The sequence below is a fragment of the Pseudomonas koreensis genome (assembly GCF_036668835.1).
In the GTDB taxonomy this organism is placed as follows: Bacteria; Pseudomonadota; Gammaproteobacteria; order Pseudomonadales; family Pseudomonadaceae; genus Aquipseudomonas; species Aquipseudomonas koreensis_I.
In genome coordinates this window covers 494,883-511,930 of the sequence record NZ_JAZEVW010000003.1, presented here as the reverse complement: position 1 = coordinate 511,930, position 17,048 = coordinate 494,883, and the positions used below count along the sequence as shown (strand labels likewise).

Annotated in this window: 14 protein-coding genes; 4 read left to right on the top strand and 10 right to left on the bottom strand. The window is 62.0% G+C overall.

Annotated features, from left to right (window positions below):
* Positions 1-10: 10 nt before the first annotated feature.
* Positions 11-1,066 carry a haloacid dehalogenase-like hydrolase gene (locus V6F91_RS11555; RefSeq protein ID WP_332764444.1) on the bottom strand — a complete coding sequence of 352 codons (1,056 nt, stop codon included), beginning with the start codon at positions 1,064-1,066 and terminating at the stop codon, positions 11-13.
* 239 nt (positions 1,067-1,305) lie between these two features.
* Here V6F91_RS11555 and V6F91_RS11550 point away from each other — a divergent pair, with 239 nt between their 5' ends.
* Entirely contained in the window at positions 1,306-2,694 is a 1,389-nt protein-coding gene (locus tag V6F91_RS11550; protein WP_332764442.1) for an L-cystine transporter, read from the top strand.
* 89 nt (positions 2,695-2,783) lie between these two features.
* Here V6F91_RS11550 and V6F91_RS11545 read toward each other — a convergent pair whose 3' ends face one another.
* A complete protein-coding gene (locus tag V6F91_RS11545) occupies positions 2,784-3,302 on the bottom strand; it encodes a dihydrofolate reductase (protein WP_332764440.1) in 519 nt (172 codons plus the stop codon).
* 85 nt (positions 3,303-3,387) lie between these two features.
* Here V6F91_RS11545 and V6F91_RS11540 point away from each other — a divergent pair, with 85 nt between their 5' ends.
* Entirely contained in the window at positions 3,388-4,761 is a 1,374-nt protein-coding gene (locus V6F91_RS11540) for a DUF2868 domain-containing protein (RefSeq protein ID WP_332764438.1), read from the top strand.
* Positions 4,754-6,139 (top strand): GTPase/DUF3482 domain-containing protein, encoded by a 1,386-nt coding sequence (locus V6F91_RS11535; RefSeq protein ID WP_332764436.1) that lies wholly within the window; start codon positions 4,754-4,756, stop codon positions 6,137-6,139. The genes V6F91_RS11540 and V6F91_RS11535 overlap by 8 nt, the downstream gene beginning before the upstream one ends.
* Before the next feature lie 163 nt (positions 6,140-6,302).
* Here the strand turns inward: V6F91_RS11535 and V6F91_RS11530 are convergent, their stop codons facing one another.
* The 7 genes from V6F91_RS11530 to V6F91_RS11500 all read right to left on the bottom strand — a co-directional run bounded on the left by V6F91_RS11530 (position 6,303) and on the right by V6F91_RS11500 (position 15,406).
* On the bottom strand, positions 6,303-6,860 hold the full coding sequence (locus V6F91_RS11530) for a phosphonate degradation HD-domain oxygenase (RefSeq protein WP_332764434.1): 558 nt from the start codon (positions 6,858-6,860) through the stop codon (positions 6,303-6,305).
* Positions 6,857-7,990 (bottom strand): TIGR03364 family FAD-dependent oxidoreductase, encoded by a 1,134-nt coding sequence (locus tag V6F91_RS11525; protein WP_332764432.1) that lies wholly within the window; start codon positions 7,988-7,990, stop codon positions 6,857-6,859. Before V6F91_RS11525 ends, V6F91_RS11530 begins: the two co-directional genes overlap by 4 nt.
* 129 nt (positions 7,991-8,119) lie before the next feature.
* Positions 8,120-9,145: a putative 2-aminoethylphosphonate ABC transporter substrate-binding protein gene (locus V6F91_RS11520; protein WP_332764430.1), complete on the bottom strand. Its 1,026-nt coding sequence runs from the start codon at positions 9,143-9,145 to the stop codon at positions 8,120-8,122.
* 38 nt (positions 9,146-9,183) lie between these two features.
* Positions 9,184-10,908, bottom strand: a complete 1,725-nt coding sequence (locus tag V6F91_RS11515; protein ID WP_332764428.1) for a putative 2-aminoethylphosphonate ABC transporter permease subunit — start codon at positions 10,906-10,908, stop codon at positions 9,184-9,186.
* The gene (locus V6F91_RS11510; RefSeq protein WP_332764425.1) at positions 10,908-11,984 is read right to left on the bottom strand and encodes a putative 2-aminoethylphosphonate ABC transporter ATP-binding protein; all 1,077 of its coding nucleotides are present in this window, start codon (positions 11,982-11,984) and stop codon (positions 10,908-10,910) included. The genes V6F91_RS11515 and V6F91_RS11510 overlap by 1 nt, the downstream gene beginning before the upstream one ends.
* Positions 11,985-12,216: 232 nt before the next feature.
* Complete coding sequence (locus tag V6F91_RS11505; protein WP_332764423.1) at positions 12,217-13,080, bottom strand: LysR family transcriptional regulator; 864 nt, start codon at positions 13,078-13,080, stop codon at positions 12,217-12,219.
* Positions 13,081-13,096: 16 nt separating this feature from the next.
* The gene (locus tag V6F91_RS11500; protein WP_332764421.1) at positions 13,097-15,406 is read right to left on the bottom strand and encodes a heavy metal translocating P-type ATPase; all 2,310 of its coding nucleotides are present in this window, start codon (positions 15,404-15,406) and stop codon (positions 13,097-13,099) included.
* Between the two features lie 85 nt (positions 15,407-15,491).
* On the opposite strand from V6F91_RS11500, the gene cadR reads away from it, so the two are divergent.
* On the top strand, positions 15,492-15,941 hold the full coding sequence (gene cadR / locus V6F91_RS11495; RefSeq protein WP_016772685.1) for a Cd(II)/Pb(II)-responsive transcriptional regulator: 450 nt from the start codon (positions 15,492-15,494) through the stop codon (positions 15,939-15,941).
* A gap of 125 nt (positions 15,942-16,066) precedes the next feature.
* Here cadR and V6F91_RS11490 read toward each other — a convergent pair whose 3' ends face one another.
* Positions 16,067-17,038, bottom strand: a complete 972-nt coding sequence (locus V6F91_RS11490; RefSeq protein ID WP_208939368.1) for a thymidylate synthase — start codon at positions 17,036-17,038, stop codon at positions 16,067-16,069.
* Positions 17,039-17,048 lie beyond the last annotated feature (10 nt).

Genomic DNA, 17,048 nt, shown 5'->3' with positions numbered 1-17,048 from the left:
TCAGCTGCGTTTATTGAATATCTTCCGGCTTGACGATCACCCAGTTCTTGTCCGCCGTCACCGGCAACCCTTCCTTGGCCTGCGCTGCAGCATGCTTGGCCATCATGCCGTTGATCTGCGTCATGTACTTGTCCTTGCGGTTGATCCACAAGTGGATGCCGCCCTTGGCCACGTCGACATCGTGGAACAGCATGTAGCCGTCGCTGGTCGGGGTGTCGCCGCCAACCAGTACCGGTTTTTTCCATTCATCAATGTAGGTGAGGATCGCCGCGTGCTTGCCGGCCATCCACGTCGCCGGGGTCCACAGGTACGGCGTCAGCTCCAGGCCAAGGTTGGCTTTCTCGTCATACTTGCCCGCGGTGATCTGCTTGCGCGCGGTAGTCAGTTCTTGCGTCTCGCGGTTCTTCAGCAGCAGGCTGACACCAATGACATTCTGCGGTTTGACGTTGTAGCCGTACTTCGGATCCGCCGCGACCATGCGCACCAGTTCCTCGGAGGCGGCGGTCATCACGTAGACCTCGATGCCGTTTTCCATCAGCTTGTTGTACAGCTCTTGCTGGCCGGTGAAGATCTTCGGCGGATTGACGTCGAGCTTCTTCACCACATCGCCTTCGTAATACGTCGCCGGCACCGGTTTGCCCGAGGCCATCAGCTCATCGACGTAGCCCTTGAGTTCCTTGAGGGTGAAACCGGAGAACACCTGCGCGACCCAGGGGTAGCAGACCATGTCGTCGACTTCGCAGAGGCGATAGTAGTAACTGAACAGGCTCTCCTTGTGCTCGGCGGTGTCCTTGAACGGCATCAGTTTCAACGACGGGTCGAGTTTGTCGCGAGTGATCAGGCCCTTGTTTTCCATGAATGGCAGCAAGGACTCTTCGAGGTCGTAACGGTAACTGGTGTTGTCCATGTCGAACACAGCATAGTTACCCTTGTTGGCATTCGCCGCGATCATCGCGTCCAGCGCCTTGGCCTGATCCGCCGGCCAGTGCTTAAGGTCCGTGGCCAAGGCCTGACCAGCCAGGCCCGCCGCCAGTGCGACTGCCCACAACGTGCGTGCAACTCTCATAGCGCTACTCCCCGATCGAAAGAGCTCGACGCTAACAAATAAGTGTGACAACCCCCGCCTGTCTGCGACCGCCTGCGTCTCTATCGCGCCAGACGCATTGCCGACAGCGACAAGCGCTTATTCCAAAAACGACGGACGCCCAGCCATTTCGGTATTAAATCATTGCAAATCAAGCTGTTAGGCTTGCCGGTTCGCAGCAGCCCCGGATGGCTGTTGGCAAAGTCTTTTCTGGAGTACTCATGAATCTACCGTTGATTCTCAACCTGCTGGTGTTCCTCGCCCTGCTCGTCGGTCTGGCGCAAACCCGCCACACCACCTGGAGCCTGGCAAAAAAGGTCCTGCTGGCGCTGGTGCTTGGCGTGGCGTTCGGCGTGGCGCTGCACACCATTTACGGTGCCGGCAACCCGGTACTGAAAGCTTCGATCGGCTGGTTCGATCTGGTCGGCAATGGTTACGTGCAGTTGCTGCAGATGATCGTCATCCCGCTGGTGTTCGCCTCGATCCTCAGCGCGGTGGCGCGCCTGCACAACGCTTCGTCGCTGGGCAAGATCAGCTTCCTGACCATCGGCACGCTGCTGTTCACCACGGCAATTGCCGCGCTGATCGGCATCGGCCTGACCAACCTGTTCGGCCTCACCGCCGAGGGGCTGGTTGCTGGCACGCAGGAAATGGCTCGTCTGCAAACCATTCAGAACGACTACGCCGGCAAGGTCGCCGACCTGAATGTGCCGCAACTGCTGCTGTCGTTCATTCCGCAGAACCCGTTCGCTGATCTGGCACGGGCAAAGCCGACCTCGATCATCAGCGTGGTGATTTTCGCCGCATTCCTCGGCGTGGCTGCGCTGCAACTGCTCAAGGATGACGTCGAGAAAGGTCAGAAAGTGATCAACGCCATCGACACCCTGCAAGCCTGGGTGATGCGTCTGGTGCGGCTGGTGATGAAACTGACCCCGTACGGTGTACTGGCGCTGATGACCAAAGTGGTCGCCGGCTCCAACCTGCAGGACATCATCAAGCTCGGCAGTTTCGTCGTGGTGTCGTATCTGGGTCTGGGCCTGATGTTCGTGGTCCACGGCATGCTGGTGTCGGCGGCCGGGATCAACCCGCTGCGGTTCTTCCGCAAGATCTGGCCGGTGCTGACGTTCGCGTTCACCAGCCGTTCGAGCGCAGCGACCATCCCGCTGAGCATCGAAGCGCAGACCCGTCGATTGGGTATCCCGTCGTCGGTGGCGAGTTTCGCTGCATCGTTCGGCGCGACCATCGGCCAGAACGGTTGCGCCGGCCTTTATCCAGCCATGCTGGCAGTCATGGTTGCACCGACCGTGGGCATCAACCCGCTGGATCCGCTGTGGATCGCGACACTGGTGGCGATTGTGACCTTGAGTTCGGCGGGCGTGGCCGGCGTTGGCGGCGGCGCGACTTTCGCCGCGCTGATCGTGCTGCCGGCGATGGGGTTGCCGGTGTCGCTGGTGGCGTTGCTGATTTCGGTTGAGCCGCTGATCGATATGGGGCGTACGGCGTTGAACGTCAGTGGTTCGATCACCGCCGGTGCGATTACCAGCCAGGTGATGCAGCAGACCGATAAAGAACTGCTGGATGCTGATGAGCATGTGCAGCTAGCAAGCTAGCAAGCTGCAAGCTGCAAGCTGCAAGCTGCAAGCTAAGAGCCAATCGGCTTTTACTTGCAACTTGCAACTTGCGGCTTGAGGCTTGAGGCTTATAGCTGCTTTTTCCTCCAGACTTCGAAGCTGTACGCCGGCTTATCTTCAACCGCCGGGTTTTCCACGTTGGAAACCAGCGTCCACTGGTTTACATCAAACTGCGGAAACCACGCATCCCCCTCCGGGCTCAGCGCGACGCGGGTCAGGTACAGACGATCCGCTTGAGCCAGCCCTTGCGCATACAACTGCGCGCCGCCAATCAGCATCAACTCATCGACGCCTTGCTCTTTCGCCCATTCCTCGGCGCGAGCCACGGCGGCGTCCAGCGACGGATACACTTCGGCGCCTTCGAGCGACAGGTCGGCCTGGCGACTGACGACGATGTTCAAGCGCCCCGGCAACGGTCGGCCGAGCGAATCCCAGGTCTTGCGGCCCATGATGATCGGCTTGCCGAGGGTCATGGCCTTGAAGTATTTGAAATCCCCCGGCAGGTGCCAGGGCATGCTGTTGTCGACGCCGATCACGCGGTTTTCACCGAGGGCTGCGATCAGGCTGAGGGGCAGTGATTTAGTCATGCCGGCGAGGATACCAGAGCCGTGCTTACCCCGATAAGCGCCACAGCGGTTATGCTCAACGCTCATTTAAGCGACGGGACGCCGCGTGACTGAACTGACTCCACTGCAAAACCTCTGGCTCACCGAAACCATCCGCCTGCGCGAAGAACACGCAGGCCCCCTGGAAGATCTGGAAGCCAATCGTCTGGCGCGCACCGGTGGCGGCGATCTGCCGGGCCGTATTCAGCGCCGGGCGCGCTGGCTGGCCGACCGCGACGGGCTGACGACTGCACTCAAGCACTGGCTGCAAGGTGCTCGTCTGGCGTTGCTGCTGCTGAGCATTTTCGCCGTGTTGAGCGGCGCCGGGCTGGCCTTCGCCGCGCTGGGGCAGACGCCGGTCAACGTATTCTGGGCCTTGGGCAGCCTGCTCGGGCTGAACCTGATCCTGCTGTTGAGCTGGGCGCTGGGCCTGGTGTTTGCCGGCGAACACGGCGCGACGCTGGGCCGCTTGTGGCTGTGGCTCAGCGAAAAACTCGCACGCGATGCCAAAGCCGCGCAACTGGCGCCGGCGCTGCTATTGATGCTGCAACGCCGCAAACTCAATCGCTGGGCACTCGGCACGCTGGTCAACGGTTTATGGTCGCTGGCCATGCTCAGTGCCTTGGTCGTACTGCTGATGCTGATGGCCACCCGACGCTACGGCTTCGTCTGGGAAACCACGATTCTCAACGCCGAGACCTTTATCCACCTGACCCGGACGTTGGGCAGCCTGCCGGCGCTGCTCGGCTTCAATGTGCCGACGGTCGAGATGATTCGCGCCAGCGGCGACGCCGCGCTGGATATCGAAAGCGCCCGGCAGGCCTGGGCCACATGGCTGGTCGGGGTGCTGGTGGTCTACGGCGTGTTGCCGCGCCTGCTGTTGACGCTGCTGTGCTGGTGGCGCTGGAACAGCGGCAAAGCCGCGCTGCGTCTGGACCTGAACCTGCCCGGTCATGCGCAACTGCGCGAACGACTGATGCCGACCAGCGAACGCCTCGGCGTCAACGACCCTGCGCCTGCGCAACTGCACCGCGTCGAAAGCAGCATTGGCGAACTCGCCAGCGAAGGCGCGCTGCTGGTCGCCATCGAACTCGACGAACAGCGCCCATGGCCGCCCGCGTTACCGAAAAACGTCAGCAACGCCGGCATCCTCGACAGCCGGGAATCGCGGCACAAACTGCTCGAACAACTCAGCCGTTTTCCCCCGGCACGGCTGGCGATTGCCTGTGATCCCCGGCGCTCGCCGGATCGCGGCAGTCTCGCGCTGATCGCCGAACTGGCACGCAATGCCGGCGCCACCCGCGTCTGGCTGCTGCAAGCGCCGCCCGGCGAAGCGCTGGATGCCGACCGTTTGGGCGACTGGCATGTCGCCTTGCAACAGCTGGAGCTGCCTTTCGCCGATTGCGCGCCGCTGAACTGGCTGGAGACGGGCCATGATTGATCTGCACAAAGCGCCGCTGAAACTGGCAGTGGTCGGCCACACCAACGTCGGCAAGACCTCACTGCTGCGCACGCTGACCCGCGATGTCGGCTTCGGCGAAGTCTCCCATCGCCCAAGCACCACACGGCATGTCGAAGGCGCACGATTGTCGGTGGACGGCGAACCGTTGCTCGATCTCTACGACACGCCGGGGCTGGAAGATGCGATCGCCCTGCTGGATTTTCTCGAACGCCTGGAACGCCCCGGCGAACGCCTCGACGGTCCGGCGCGACTGGCGCGGTTCCTCGACGGCAGCGAGGCGCGCCAGCGCTTCGAGCAGGAAGCCAAAGTGTTGCGACAACTGCTCGCCTGCGACGCCGGCCTGTACGTGATCGATGCCCGCGAACCTGTTTTGGCCAAATACCGCGATGAACTGGAAGTGCTCGCCAGTTGCGGCAAACCGTTGCTGCCGGTGCTGAATTTCGTCAGCAGCGCCAACCATCGGGAACCTGATTGGCGCGAAGCGCTGGCACGCTTGGGCCTGCATGCGCTGGTGCGTTTCGACAGCGTGGCGCCGCCGGAAGATGGCGAGCGACGTTTGTATGAAAGCCTGGCGTTGTTGCTGGAAACCGCCCGCCCGCAACTCGAGCGGCTGATCGCTGACCAACAGGCCCAGCGCCTCGCCCGCCAGCACAGCGCTGCGCGCTTGATCGCCGAATTGTTGATCGACTGCGCCGCCTGCCGACGCAGCGTGGTCAGCGAGCCCAAGCAGGAACAGCAGGCGATCAGCGAACTGCGCAAAGCGGTGCGTCAGCGCGAGCAGAAATGCGTCGAGACGTTGCTCAAGCTTTACGCGTTCCGCCCGCAGGACGCCGCAGCCAGCGATTTACCGTTGCTCGACGGGCGTTGGGGCGATGATTTGTTCAATCCGGAGACCTTGAAACAGCTCGGCGTACGGGTCGGCGGCGGGATCGCGGCAGGCGCAGCCGCCGGGGCCGGCGTCGATCTGTTGGTCGGCGGCATCACCCTCGGCGCGGCGGCGCTGGCAGGGGCGATCGCCGGCGGCGCACTGCAGACCGCACGCAGTTATGGCAGCCGCTTGCTCGGCAAGATCAAAGGTCAGCGGGAACTGACAGTGGACGACGCCGTGCTGCGCCTGTTGGCGTTGCGTCAGCGCCAACTGCTGCTGGCGCTCGATCAACGCGGGCATGCGGCGATGGACGCGGTTCAGGTTGCAGCACCTGTGGATAAAACCTGGCGCGAAGGCAAGTTGCCGGAAGCCTTGAACAAGGCGCGGGCGCATCCGCAGTGGTCGTCGCTCAATCCGCATCCGAAGCTGAATCAGGCGCAAAGGCAGGAGCAGGTTGAGGCGTTGGTCGATAAGGTGCTTGAGCTTTAGATCGCTACCCCCTCACCCCAGCCCTTTCCCAAAGGGAGAGGGGGCCGACCGGGTTGTTCTCCCGTCATACACCGACCTGAGATATCCAGCCGAACTCAGATTCTGAAAAGCACACAAAGCGGCTCCCTCTCCCTCCGGGAGAGGGCTGGGGTGAGGGTAGCGATTATGAGCACGACAGCAAACTCACTGCCTTGCGCCTGAGAACCGCCAGATCCACCACCGGCACCGCCACCTCCTTCGCCAACTCATCCCACTGGCGCATCCGCAGGCTGAGCGCACACAACGGAGCCCGCGCAAACACATCTGCCTCAGCCTCCGTCATCACCCCGCCCTGATACTCCAGCGTGCGCCGACTCGCCTCACTCAACCGCGCGTAATACCCCGGCTCGCGCAAGGTCAGATAACGCTTGGCCTGAACGTGATATTCCACCAGCCGCGCCAGCCGCTCACTGAAACCCGCCTCACGCAGATAATCCGCACCCAGCCGCTCATGACTGACCACGCCATAACCGCCCATGTTTTCCGCGCCCTCGGCACATAGATGGCCGATGTCATGAAAGAACGCGGCGAGCACCACTTCATCATCGCAGCCCTCAGCCATGGCCAGCCCGGCCGCTTGCGACATGTGCTCGAGCTGCGACACCGGTTCGCCGATGTAATCACTGGCGCCGAAACGCTCGTACAAGCCGAACACCCGCGCCACCACTTCTTCCGGATTCATGCCTCCTCCAGCAACTGCACAATGTTGCGCTCGGCCATGGCCGGGCCGACGCTCATGCCGACGCCGGTGTGCATCAGCGCCACGCTCAAACCCGGTGCCGGGCGCAGAAATGAAAACGGACCCGGCCCGCGAGCACCATAGACACCCTGCCAACGCTCGATCACTTGTACCTTGCAACCGAGGGTCTGCTCGGCCAGTTCGAGCATCCAGTTATCCACTTGATCGGCGTTGAAGGGTGACGGATCGCTACCATAGTGGTGCGAGTCGCCGATGATCAGTTCGCCATACGGCGTCGGGCTGATCAGCAGGTGGATGCCGTTGTCGTGCAGGTATGGTTGTTCGCGCAGGATCTGCGCCTGCACCGCCGCCGCTTCGGGCAGATCGGCGAAGGCGCCGTAGTGCACGCAGCTCAGACCGGTGAGCAAGGCGTGTTGCAGGTTCAGCTCACTGTGCGGTTTGGCGCGCAGCATTTGCAGGCGACAGATCTGCGGCTCGAGCGCGGCAATCGGCTCGGCGAGCAAGGTCTGATAATCGTGGCCGGAGCAGACGATAATCTTCGGCGCGGTAAAACTGCCGGCGGTGCTGTGCAACCGCCCTGGCTCAACGTCGCGTACCAGGGTGGAGAAATGGAATTCCACACCGAGATCGCGGCGCAGGTAGTCGATCAGCGCCGGAATCGCTTCACGCGAATACAGCTGTTGGTCGTCCCTGCCATGCAGCGCAGCGCGGTGATGGCTGAATTGACCGCCATACAGATCACGCAATGCGGCACCGCGCAGCAGGTCAACGTTGTAGTCGTGTTCCTGCGCACGACCGGCGCAAAACGCTTCGAGCAGATGCTCTTCGGCTTCGCTGCGGGCGAACAGGTAGGAGCCATTGCGCTTGATCTGCAGACCGGCGAGTTGCGCCCAGTCGCCCCAGATCTCGCGGCTGGCCTTGGCCAGTTCCAACAGGGTGCCGGGCGGCTGGCCGGTGACCAGCGCCTGGCCGAAGTTGCGCACCGAGGCGCCGAGGGGCGTGGCGGTGCGTTCGAACACGGCGACCTTGAGGCCGCGTTTTGCCGCCGCGTACGCGTGGGACAAGCCGAGGATGCCGGCGCCTACAATGAGCAGGTCTTTGTGGTGTGTCATTGAGAGGTACTCTGAATGCGCGACCGCTTTCGCGAGCAGGCTCGCTCCCACAGGTGAGTTGTGTTGTGAACACGGTCCACTGTGGGAGCGAGCCCGCTCGCGAAGAGGCCCTGTCAGTCGATACAGATCTTACTTGGCAGCGACTTTCTCGGACTTGCCGTCATAGCGCTTGCGCCACTCGGTCAGGATCTCGTCGCGATTCTTCGAGGCCCAGGCGAAGTCGTTCTTGATCAGACGCTGCTCGTAATCGGCGGGCAGTTCGGTCTGCGGCTTGGCGATCCCTTGCTGGGCGAGCACGGCGAAGTTCTCTTTATACAAATCCATCGCCTCGGCGCTGGCGGAGAAATCGGCGAGTTTCTTCGCCGCCTCTTCATGCGGCGTGCCTTTGATCACAGCCGTTGCTTCGATCTCCCAACCCAGGCCTTCCTTCGGCAGGATGATGTCCAGCGGCGCGCCCTGGCGCTTCAGTTGAACGGCCGGGTATTCAAAGGAAATACCGATCGGGAATTCCCCCGCCGCCGCCAGTTTGCACGGCTTGGAACCGGAGTGAACGTACTGGCCGATGTTCTGGTGCAGGCCGTCCATATACGCCCAGCCCTGCTTCTCGCCGAAGGTCTGCAACCACGCACTGACGTCGAGGAAACCGGTGCCGGACGAAGCCGGATTTGGCATGACGATCTTGCCCTTGTACTCAGGCTTGGTCAGGTCCTGCCAGCTCACTGGCTTGGTCAAACCCTGTTTTTCGGCCTCGACCGTGTTGAAGCAAATGGTCGCCGCCCAGACGTCCATGCCGACCCACGCTGGCGGGTTGGCGGCGTCGCGGTAGTTCGCGCCGATCTTGCCGAGGTCCTTCGGCGCATAGCTTTGCAGCATGCCTTGCTGATCAAGGATCGCCAGACTGGAAGCAGCCAGGCCCCACACTGCGTCAGCCTGCGGCCGCGCCTTCTCGGCGAGGAGTTTGGCGGTGATGATCCCGGTGGAGTCGCGCACCCATTTGATCTCGACGTCGGGGTTGGCTTTCTCAAACGCTTCCTTGTAAGACTTCAGTTGTTCGGCTTCGAGGGCGGTGTAAACCGTCAACTCGGTTTTTGCCGCGAAGGCATTCAGGCTGAAAGTAGCGAGCACAGCAGCGGCCAGGGTCATAGGCTTGAACATGATCGATTTCCTGTCTTTTGAGTTGAGGGCAGTTGGAATCAGTGACCGGGCGTGGTTTGCCGCCAGGCCTGGGAACGGCGCAGCAAGCCGCGCGAAGCCCACGCCAGCAGCAAGGACACGCCCGCCGAGGTGAACAGAATCAGGGTCGACATCGCCGCCGCGCCGCCAACGTTGCCGGCGTCGTCCATGTTCAGCACCGCTACCGCCGCGAGGATGGTGTCGGGGCTATAAAGGAAGATGGCTGCGGACACCGTGGTCATCGCCGAAACGAACAGGTAGCGCACGATGTCCAGCAGCGCCGGCAGGCAGATCGGCACGGTTACACGCAGGTAATGCCGGTACAGCGGCGCCTTGAGCGACAGCGCCGCCGCTTCGAACTCGGCATCGAGCTGGCGCAGCGCGGTGGTCGCGGTCATTTGCGCGGTGGTCAGATAATGCGCAATGGTGCAGACGATCAGCAGCGTCATCGTCCCGTACAGCACGTGCAGCGGGTTGCCGCTGAGGTTGAAGAAAAAAACGTAACCCAGGCCGAGTACCAGCCCCGGCACTGCCATCGGCACGAAGCTGAGCATGCGCAAAGCCAGGTTCAAGCCGCGCTGGGTGCGGGTTTTCTCCATCAGATAAGCACCGGTGAAAATCAGCACACTGCCGATCAGCGCCGTGCCCAGCGCCATCTTCAAACTGTTGCCGTAGGCCAGCCAGCCACCGCCAGCGGTCTCGTTGAACTGGTAATGGTTGAGCGACAGCGACAGGTTGTACGGCCAGAACTTCACCAAGGACGAGAACACCGCCATGCCGAACACCAGGATCAATGCGGCGCTGATCAGCACGACAATCGCCAGATAGCAGCCGTCGCGCAGTCTCGACGGCGCCGGTTTGAACACCTGCGCGCGACCGCTCATGGAGTCGCCATGCCGACGCCGCAGCCACGCATCGACACCAAAGCTGAACAGCGCCGGCAGCAACAACACCATGCCGATCAACGCGCCGCGCCCGAATTGCTGCTGGCCGACCACGGCTTTGTAAGCCTCTAACGCCAGCACTTGATAGTCGCCACCGACCACCACCGGCACACCAAAATCAGTGATGGTCAGGGTGAACACCAGGCAGAACGCGGCAAACACTGCCTGCCGCGTCGCCGGCCAGGTAATGCTGCGAAACGCCTTGGCCGGGCTCGCACCCATGCTCGATGCGGCGTCGAACAGGCGCGCATCGGCCAGCGACAACGCCGAGAGCAAAATCATCAGCGCATGCGGGAAGGTGTAAATCACCTCGCCGAGCACGATGCCCCAGAATCCGTAGATGTTGTCCGAGAGCAGTCCGCGCAACATGCCCTGGTTGCCGAACAGATAGACCAGCGCAATCCCCGGCAGCATCGACGGGGCCATCAGCGGCAGCAAAGAAATGCCGCGCCAGATGCCCTTCGCTGGAATCAGTGTGCGTTGCAGGGCGTAGGCAAACAGGTAGGCCAGCGGTACGACGATGGCCGCGACGCTGAGAGAAACCTTCAGGCTGTTGCCGAGCAGCCAGTGGAAATTCGCGCTGGTTATGAGCTCTTTCGCTGCGAGCAAACCACCGCCCTGCCCGGCCTCACTGCTGAAGCCGCGCCAAAAGATCGCCAACAATGGCAGCAGTACCGCGACACCGAGCAACAGCAGCAAGAGGATTTTGCCGCCGACTACAAAAATCCGATCGCCGATTTCGGCTCTGGAGGTCTGCCGTACCTGCTTGGTCGGCAAGGGCAAGGCAATCCCGGCGCTCATCAGGCAAACACCTGCAGACTGCGCGGCGGCAAGGCGACCATGATCTGCTGGGCGCCCAGGCGCGGCATCGCTTCCGGTGCCAGTTCGGCGAGCAGCGCATGGCCGGGTAATTGATCGAGTTCAAAGCTCATGCGGCAGCGGTTGCCGAGAAAGGTGATCTCGCGGACCTTGGCCGGGAACAGGTTCTCTTCGTGCACCGGCGGGTTGACGTTAATCGCCTCCGGGCGGCAGAACAGTCGACCCGAGGCGCTCTGCACGCTGCCATCGGCCAGACGCAGACTCATTCCGCCGACCTGAGCATGACTGTCGCTGCTGCGCTGGAACGGCAGCCAGTTACCCTGCCCGACGAACTCGGCCACGAACGGCGTGGCCGGGCGGTTGTAGATTTCCTGCGGGGTGGCGTATTGCTCGACGCGGCCGTTGTTCATCACCGCGATGCGGTCGGCCATCAGCATGGCTTCGTCCTGATTGTGCGTGACCATCAGGGTGGTGATGCCGAGGCTGCGCTGCAGTTGGCGCAGCTCGGTGCACAGATGCTCACGGACGCGGGCATCGAGGGCCGACATCGGCTCATCGAGCAACAGCAGCGACGGTGCCGGCGCTAGCGCGCGGGCCAGCGCCACACGCTGTTGTTGGCCGCCGGACAATTGGCCGGGGTACTTTTTCTCGCTGCCGGTGAGGCCGACCAGCTCGAGCATCTGCCCGACGCGGCGGCGTACTTCATCGCGACCGCTGCCGGCGAGGCCGTAGGCAATGTTCGCTTCGACGGTCAGGTTGGGGAACAGCGCGTAGGACTGGAACAGAATTCCGTAGTCCCGCGCTTGCGGGGCGAGGTGCGAGACGTCGCGATCGCCGAGGTACAGCTCGCCACTGTCCTGTTTCTCCAGCCCGGCGATACAGCGCAGCAATGTGGTCTTGCCACAGCCCGACGGGCCGAGCAGGCACACCAGTTCACCAGCGGCGACATCAAGCGAGACGTTATCAAGCGCGGTAAACGCGCCGAAGCGCTTCTGCACGCCGCGCACTTTCATCGGCGCACCGGGATGGGTCAGGGCAGTTGCGATGGCAGGGTTCATGGACAGGCCTCATCAAACGGATGAGGCCAATCCTAGGGTTGTAATGCGTCCGTCATATGGCAGTGAGGCAAAAACCGCCGATAGTGACATTCGGGGATTTTGGTTCAGAAGATTCAGGTCTTGGGTTGTTTGAACCGACACCTTCGCGAGCAAGCTCGCTCCCACAGGGGGAACGCATTCCAATGTGGGAGCGAGCTTGCTCGCGAATAGGCCGGCACAGGCACTGAAGATCTCAGGCGGGAGACATTTCCTGTGCCAGCCCAAGAAACGCCGCCGGTAACCGCGCGCCTTTGCGCTCCTTCAGGCAATAGAGGTACTCCGGAATCTGCGGTGCATTCTCGATCGTCAGCACGCGCAACTGCGGATCGTGCGGCACTTCCTGGCGGGCGATGATGCTGATGCCGATGTTGCGCAGCACCGCCTCGCGGATCGACTCGCGGCTGCCGATCTCGAGCAACGGCCCGAAGCTCACGCCGACGCCGGCCAGCAACTCTTCGGTCAATCGTCGCGTAGTCGAGCCGGATTCACGCATCAACAAGGTATGCCCGGCCAGCGCCGCCAACGCCACATGCGTCTGCGTCGCCAACGGATGGTTGCGGTGCACCGCCAGCACCAGCGGATCGGTGCCCAGCACCCGGCGAATCAGCCGCGCGTCATCCAGCAGCTGCGATGACGCGGCGATGTCCACCCGGTAATCCTCCAGCGCTTCAAGCACCTGCTGTGAATTGCCGATTTCCACCGACACTCCCACCTGCGGCAAGCGCTCGCGAAAGGTCTTCACCAGATCGAGGATGTAATACGGCGCCGTCGCGGCGATGCGCAAGGTGCCCTGCACCTGGCCGCTGTTACGCAGAAAGAACTCGATATCGGCCTCTTGCTGCAACAGCGTCTTGACCATCGGCAGCAACCGCGCACCTTCGTCACTGACGCTCAGACGCCGACCGCCGCGGTAGAACAGCTCCACCGAATACTGGCTTTCCAGGTTGCGGATCTGCGTGGTCACGGTCGGTTGGCTGAGGCCGAGTTTCTTCGCCGCCAGCGTGATGCTGCCCAGGCGGGCGACCATGTAAAACGCTTTCAGCTCGGCACTCAGCACAACCCACCCTCGTCAATTACTTGCGCAGCAGGCGCAAACCGTTGAACACCACCAGCAAACTCACGCCCATGTCGGCGAAAACTGCCATCCACATGGTGGCGAGCCCGGCGAAGGTTACCCCAAGAAAGATAGCCTTGATCACCAGGGCCAGAGCGATGTTCTGTTTCAGGATACTGGCGGTGTTGCGCGACAGGCTGATGAACGCCGGGATCTTGCGCAGATCGTCGTCCATCAGCGCGACATCGGCGGTTTCAATCGCAGTGTCGGTGCCAGCAGCGGCCATGGCAAAACCGATCTCGGCGCGGGCCAGTGCCGGCGCATCATTGATGCCGTCACCGACCATGCCGACACGGTGGCCTTTTTTAAACAGATCTTCGATGGCTTGCAGCTTGTCGGTCGGCAGCAAATCGCCTCGGGCTTCGTCGATACCGACCTGCGCGGCAATCGCCTCGGCCGTGTGCACATTGTCGCCGGTGAGCATCAGGGTTTTCACCCCGAGTGCATGCAACTGACGAATCGCCTCGCGGCTGCTTTCCTTGACCGTGTCAGCCACGGCGAACAGCGCCAGCGGGCCAGAGTTGTCGAGCAGCAGCACCACCGATTTGCCCTGCTTCTCCAGCGCGAACAGTTTCTCTTCCAGTTGCGGCGAGCACAGGCCCAGCTCTTCAACCAGACGATGGTTGCCCAAATGGTAGGTCTGGCCGTCGATCTCGCCTTTGACGCCACGCCCGCCGAGCGCTTCGAAGTTATCCACAATCGGCGCGGCGGAATTTTTATCCACAGCCGCATTGGCGATGGCCAGCGATACCGGGTGATCGGAGCGCCCGGCCAAGGCTGCGGCGATCGCCGGCGCTGTGCTCTTGGCGGTTGCCTCAAGGCACAGGTAATCGGTCTGCACCGGTTTGCCGTGGGTGATCGTTCCGGTTTTATCCAGTGCCAGATAATCGAGCTTGAAACCGCCTTCCAGGTACACGCCGCCCTTGACCAGAATGCCTTTGCGCGCCGCTGCGGCGAGGCCGCTGACGATGGTCACCGGGGTGGAAATCACCAGCGCGCACGGGCACGCAACCACCAGCAACACCAGGGCACGATAGATCCAGTCGAACCACTCGGCGCCCATGAACAGCGGCGGGATGATCGCCACGGCCATGGCAAACACGAACACTGCCGGTGTGTAGATTTTCGAAAACTGATCGACGAAACGCTGGGTCGGTGCGCGCGCACCCTGAGCCTGTTCGACGGCGTGGATGATCCGCGCCAGGGTCGAGTTGTTCGCCGCAGCAGTGACCGTGTATTCCAGCGAACCGGCCTGGTTGATGGTGCCGGCGAAGACCTTGTCACCGACGGACTTTTCCACCGGCAGGCTTTCACCGGTGATCGGCGCCTGATCAATCGTTGAGTTGCCGCTGACCACCTCACCGTCCAGCGCAATGCGCTCGCCCGGCTTCACCCGCACGCGGGCACCGAGTTCGACGCTTTTCACCTCTTGTTCGACCCAGCTTCCATCCGCTTGCAATACCGTGGCCTGTTCCGGCGTCATCTGCATCAAACCACTGATCGCATTGCGCGCCCGGTCCAGCGAACGTGCTTCGATCAGTTCGGCAACGGTGAACAGGAACATCACCATTGCCGCTTCCGGCCACTGGCCGATGAGGATCGCGCCCGTCACGGCGATGCTCATCAGCGCGTTGATGTTGAGGTTGAAGTTTTTCAGGGCAATCCAGCCCTTTTTATAAGTACCGAGGCCGCCACTGAGGATCGAGACCAAGGCAATGATCGCCACTACCCAGGTCGGCGCAGCATCAGTGAAGTGGATAACTTCGGCAGCCAGCGCTGCGATACCGGACAGCGCCAGCGGCCACCAATGCTTTTTCACCGGCGCCGGGGCCGGCGCTTCGACGCCCGCCTCAAGCGGCTCGGCGTGCATGCCAATCGACTTGATCGCGTCCACGATTGGCGCGGTGTCCGCCAAGTTGTGGGTGACGCCCAGCACACGGTTGATCAGGTTGAATTCCAGCTGCTGAATGCCGGGGAGTTTGCCCAGCTTGTTCTGGATCAGCGTCTGCTCGGTCGGGCAGTCCATCGCCTCGATGCGAAAACTGCTAAGACGCGCATCGGCGCTGGTCGTTTCGCTCAGTTGCACCAAGGCAGGCGCAGCGACTTTCGACGAACAGCAGGACTCTGGGTGCGCATGAACCGGCGCAGGCGTTGCGACTTTCGACCCGCAGCAGGCATCGCCGCCATGTGCATGTTGATGCACAGGCTGCAATTTATGGCTGTGGTCTTGGCCGTCGCCGGGCTTGTGGGTGTGCAGGGAATCGCTCATTGGTCGCGTCCATGAAGGTGCCTGTTGCCAAGTAAAGACCCTGTAGCCACTATAGGGTCAAGCACCCTTTTTGGAGATGACCGTCATGAAGATCGGCGAACTGGCGAAACTCACCGACTGCGCGGTGGAAACCATCCGTTACTACGAACGCGAGAACCTGCTGCCGGAACCGGCCCGCAGCGACGGCAACTACCGCGTCTACACCCAGGCCCACGCCGAACGCCTGACGTTCATCCGCAACTGCCGCACCCTCGATATGACCCTCGAAGAAATCCGCAGCCTGCTCGCCCTGCGCGACAGCCCGCAGGACCAGTGCGAAAGTGTCAATGCACTGATCGACGAACACATTCAGCATGTGAAGGCGCGGATTGATGGGTTGCTGGCGTTGCAGACGCAACTGCTGGATCTGCGTCAACGCTGTGGCGAAGGACCGGAGGCGGATCAATGCGGGATTCTGCAGCGGCTGGAGGTGAGTGGCGGGGTTGTCGCGACGGAAGTTGAGCATTCCCACGTCGGCCGTAGCCACGGCCATTGAGCCCAACACACAACCAAATGTGGGAGCGAGCCTGCTCGCGAAAGCGGTGTATCAGTCGACACATCTGTGACTGACACGCCCTCTTCGCGAGCAGGCTCGCTCCCACAGGGATATTGCGGTGTGGTTTAGACCGCCATCGGCGCGGTCATCGGCGCATGGTGCTCATAACCTTCCAGCGAGAAATCGCTCGGCTCGACCCGCTCCAGCCATTCCGGCTGGTACACGCCAGTCTTGGCAAACTCCGGCACGCGGTCGGAGATTTTCAGTTTCGGCATGGCGAACGGCTCGCGCTTGAGCTGTTCGTTGAGCATGTCCAGATGGTTCTCGTAGACGTGCGCATCGCCGATGAAATAGGTGAACCAGCGCGGCGTGTAGCCGGTCAGACGACCGATCAGGCTCAGCAGCGCGGCGCCTTCGGTGAGGTTGAACGGCGTGCCCAGGCCCAGGTCATTCGAACGGATGTAGAGGGTCAGAGAAATCTCTTTGGTCTCGACGTTCGGGTGGAACTGGTACAGCAGATGGCATGGCGGCAGGGCCATTTCATCGAGCTGAGCGACATTCCAGCCGTGGAACAGAATGCGACGGCTGCCCGGATCCTTGATGATCGTGTCGACGCACTGACGCACCTGGTCGATGGCTTTGTACAGCACCACGTAGGCCTGGCCGTCTTCTTCGCCTTGGGCAATCTGCTTGTAGCCGTTGCTCAAGGTTTGTTCGATGGCTGCGGTGTTGCTCAGCGGGATCTGCTTGTACGCCGGCCATTTGCGCCATTGCACGCCGTAGATCTCGCCGAGGTCGTCGTCGCCCTGACGGAACGGGTTGGCCAGCCACTGCGCGTTTTCGTTGGCGTTCTGGTCCCAGACCTTGCAGCCCAGCGCACGAAACTCGGCAGCGTTGTTCACGCCCCGCAGGAAGCCGCACATCTCGCCGATGGCCGACTTGAAGGCCATTTTGCGCGTGGTGATCGCCGGGAAACCTTCCTGCAGATCGAAACGCAGCATCGCCCCCGGAAAACTGATGGTGTTGATGCCGGTACGGTTGGCCTGTTTGGTGCCGTTCTGGATGACGTGCGAGACCAGTTCGAGATATTGCTTCATGAGTTACCTG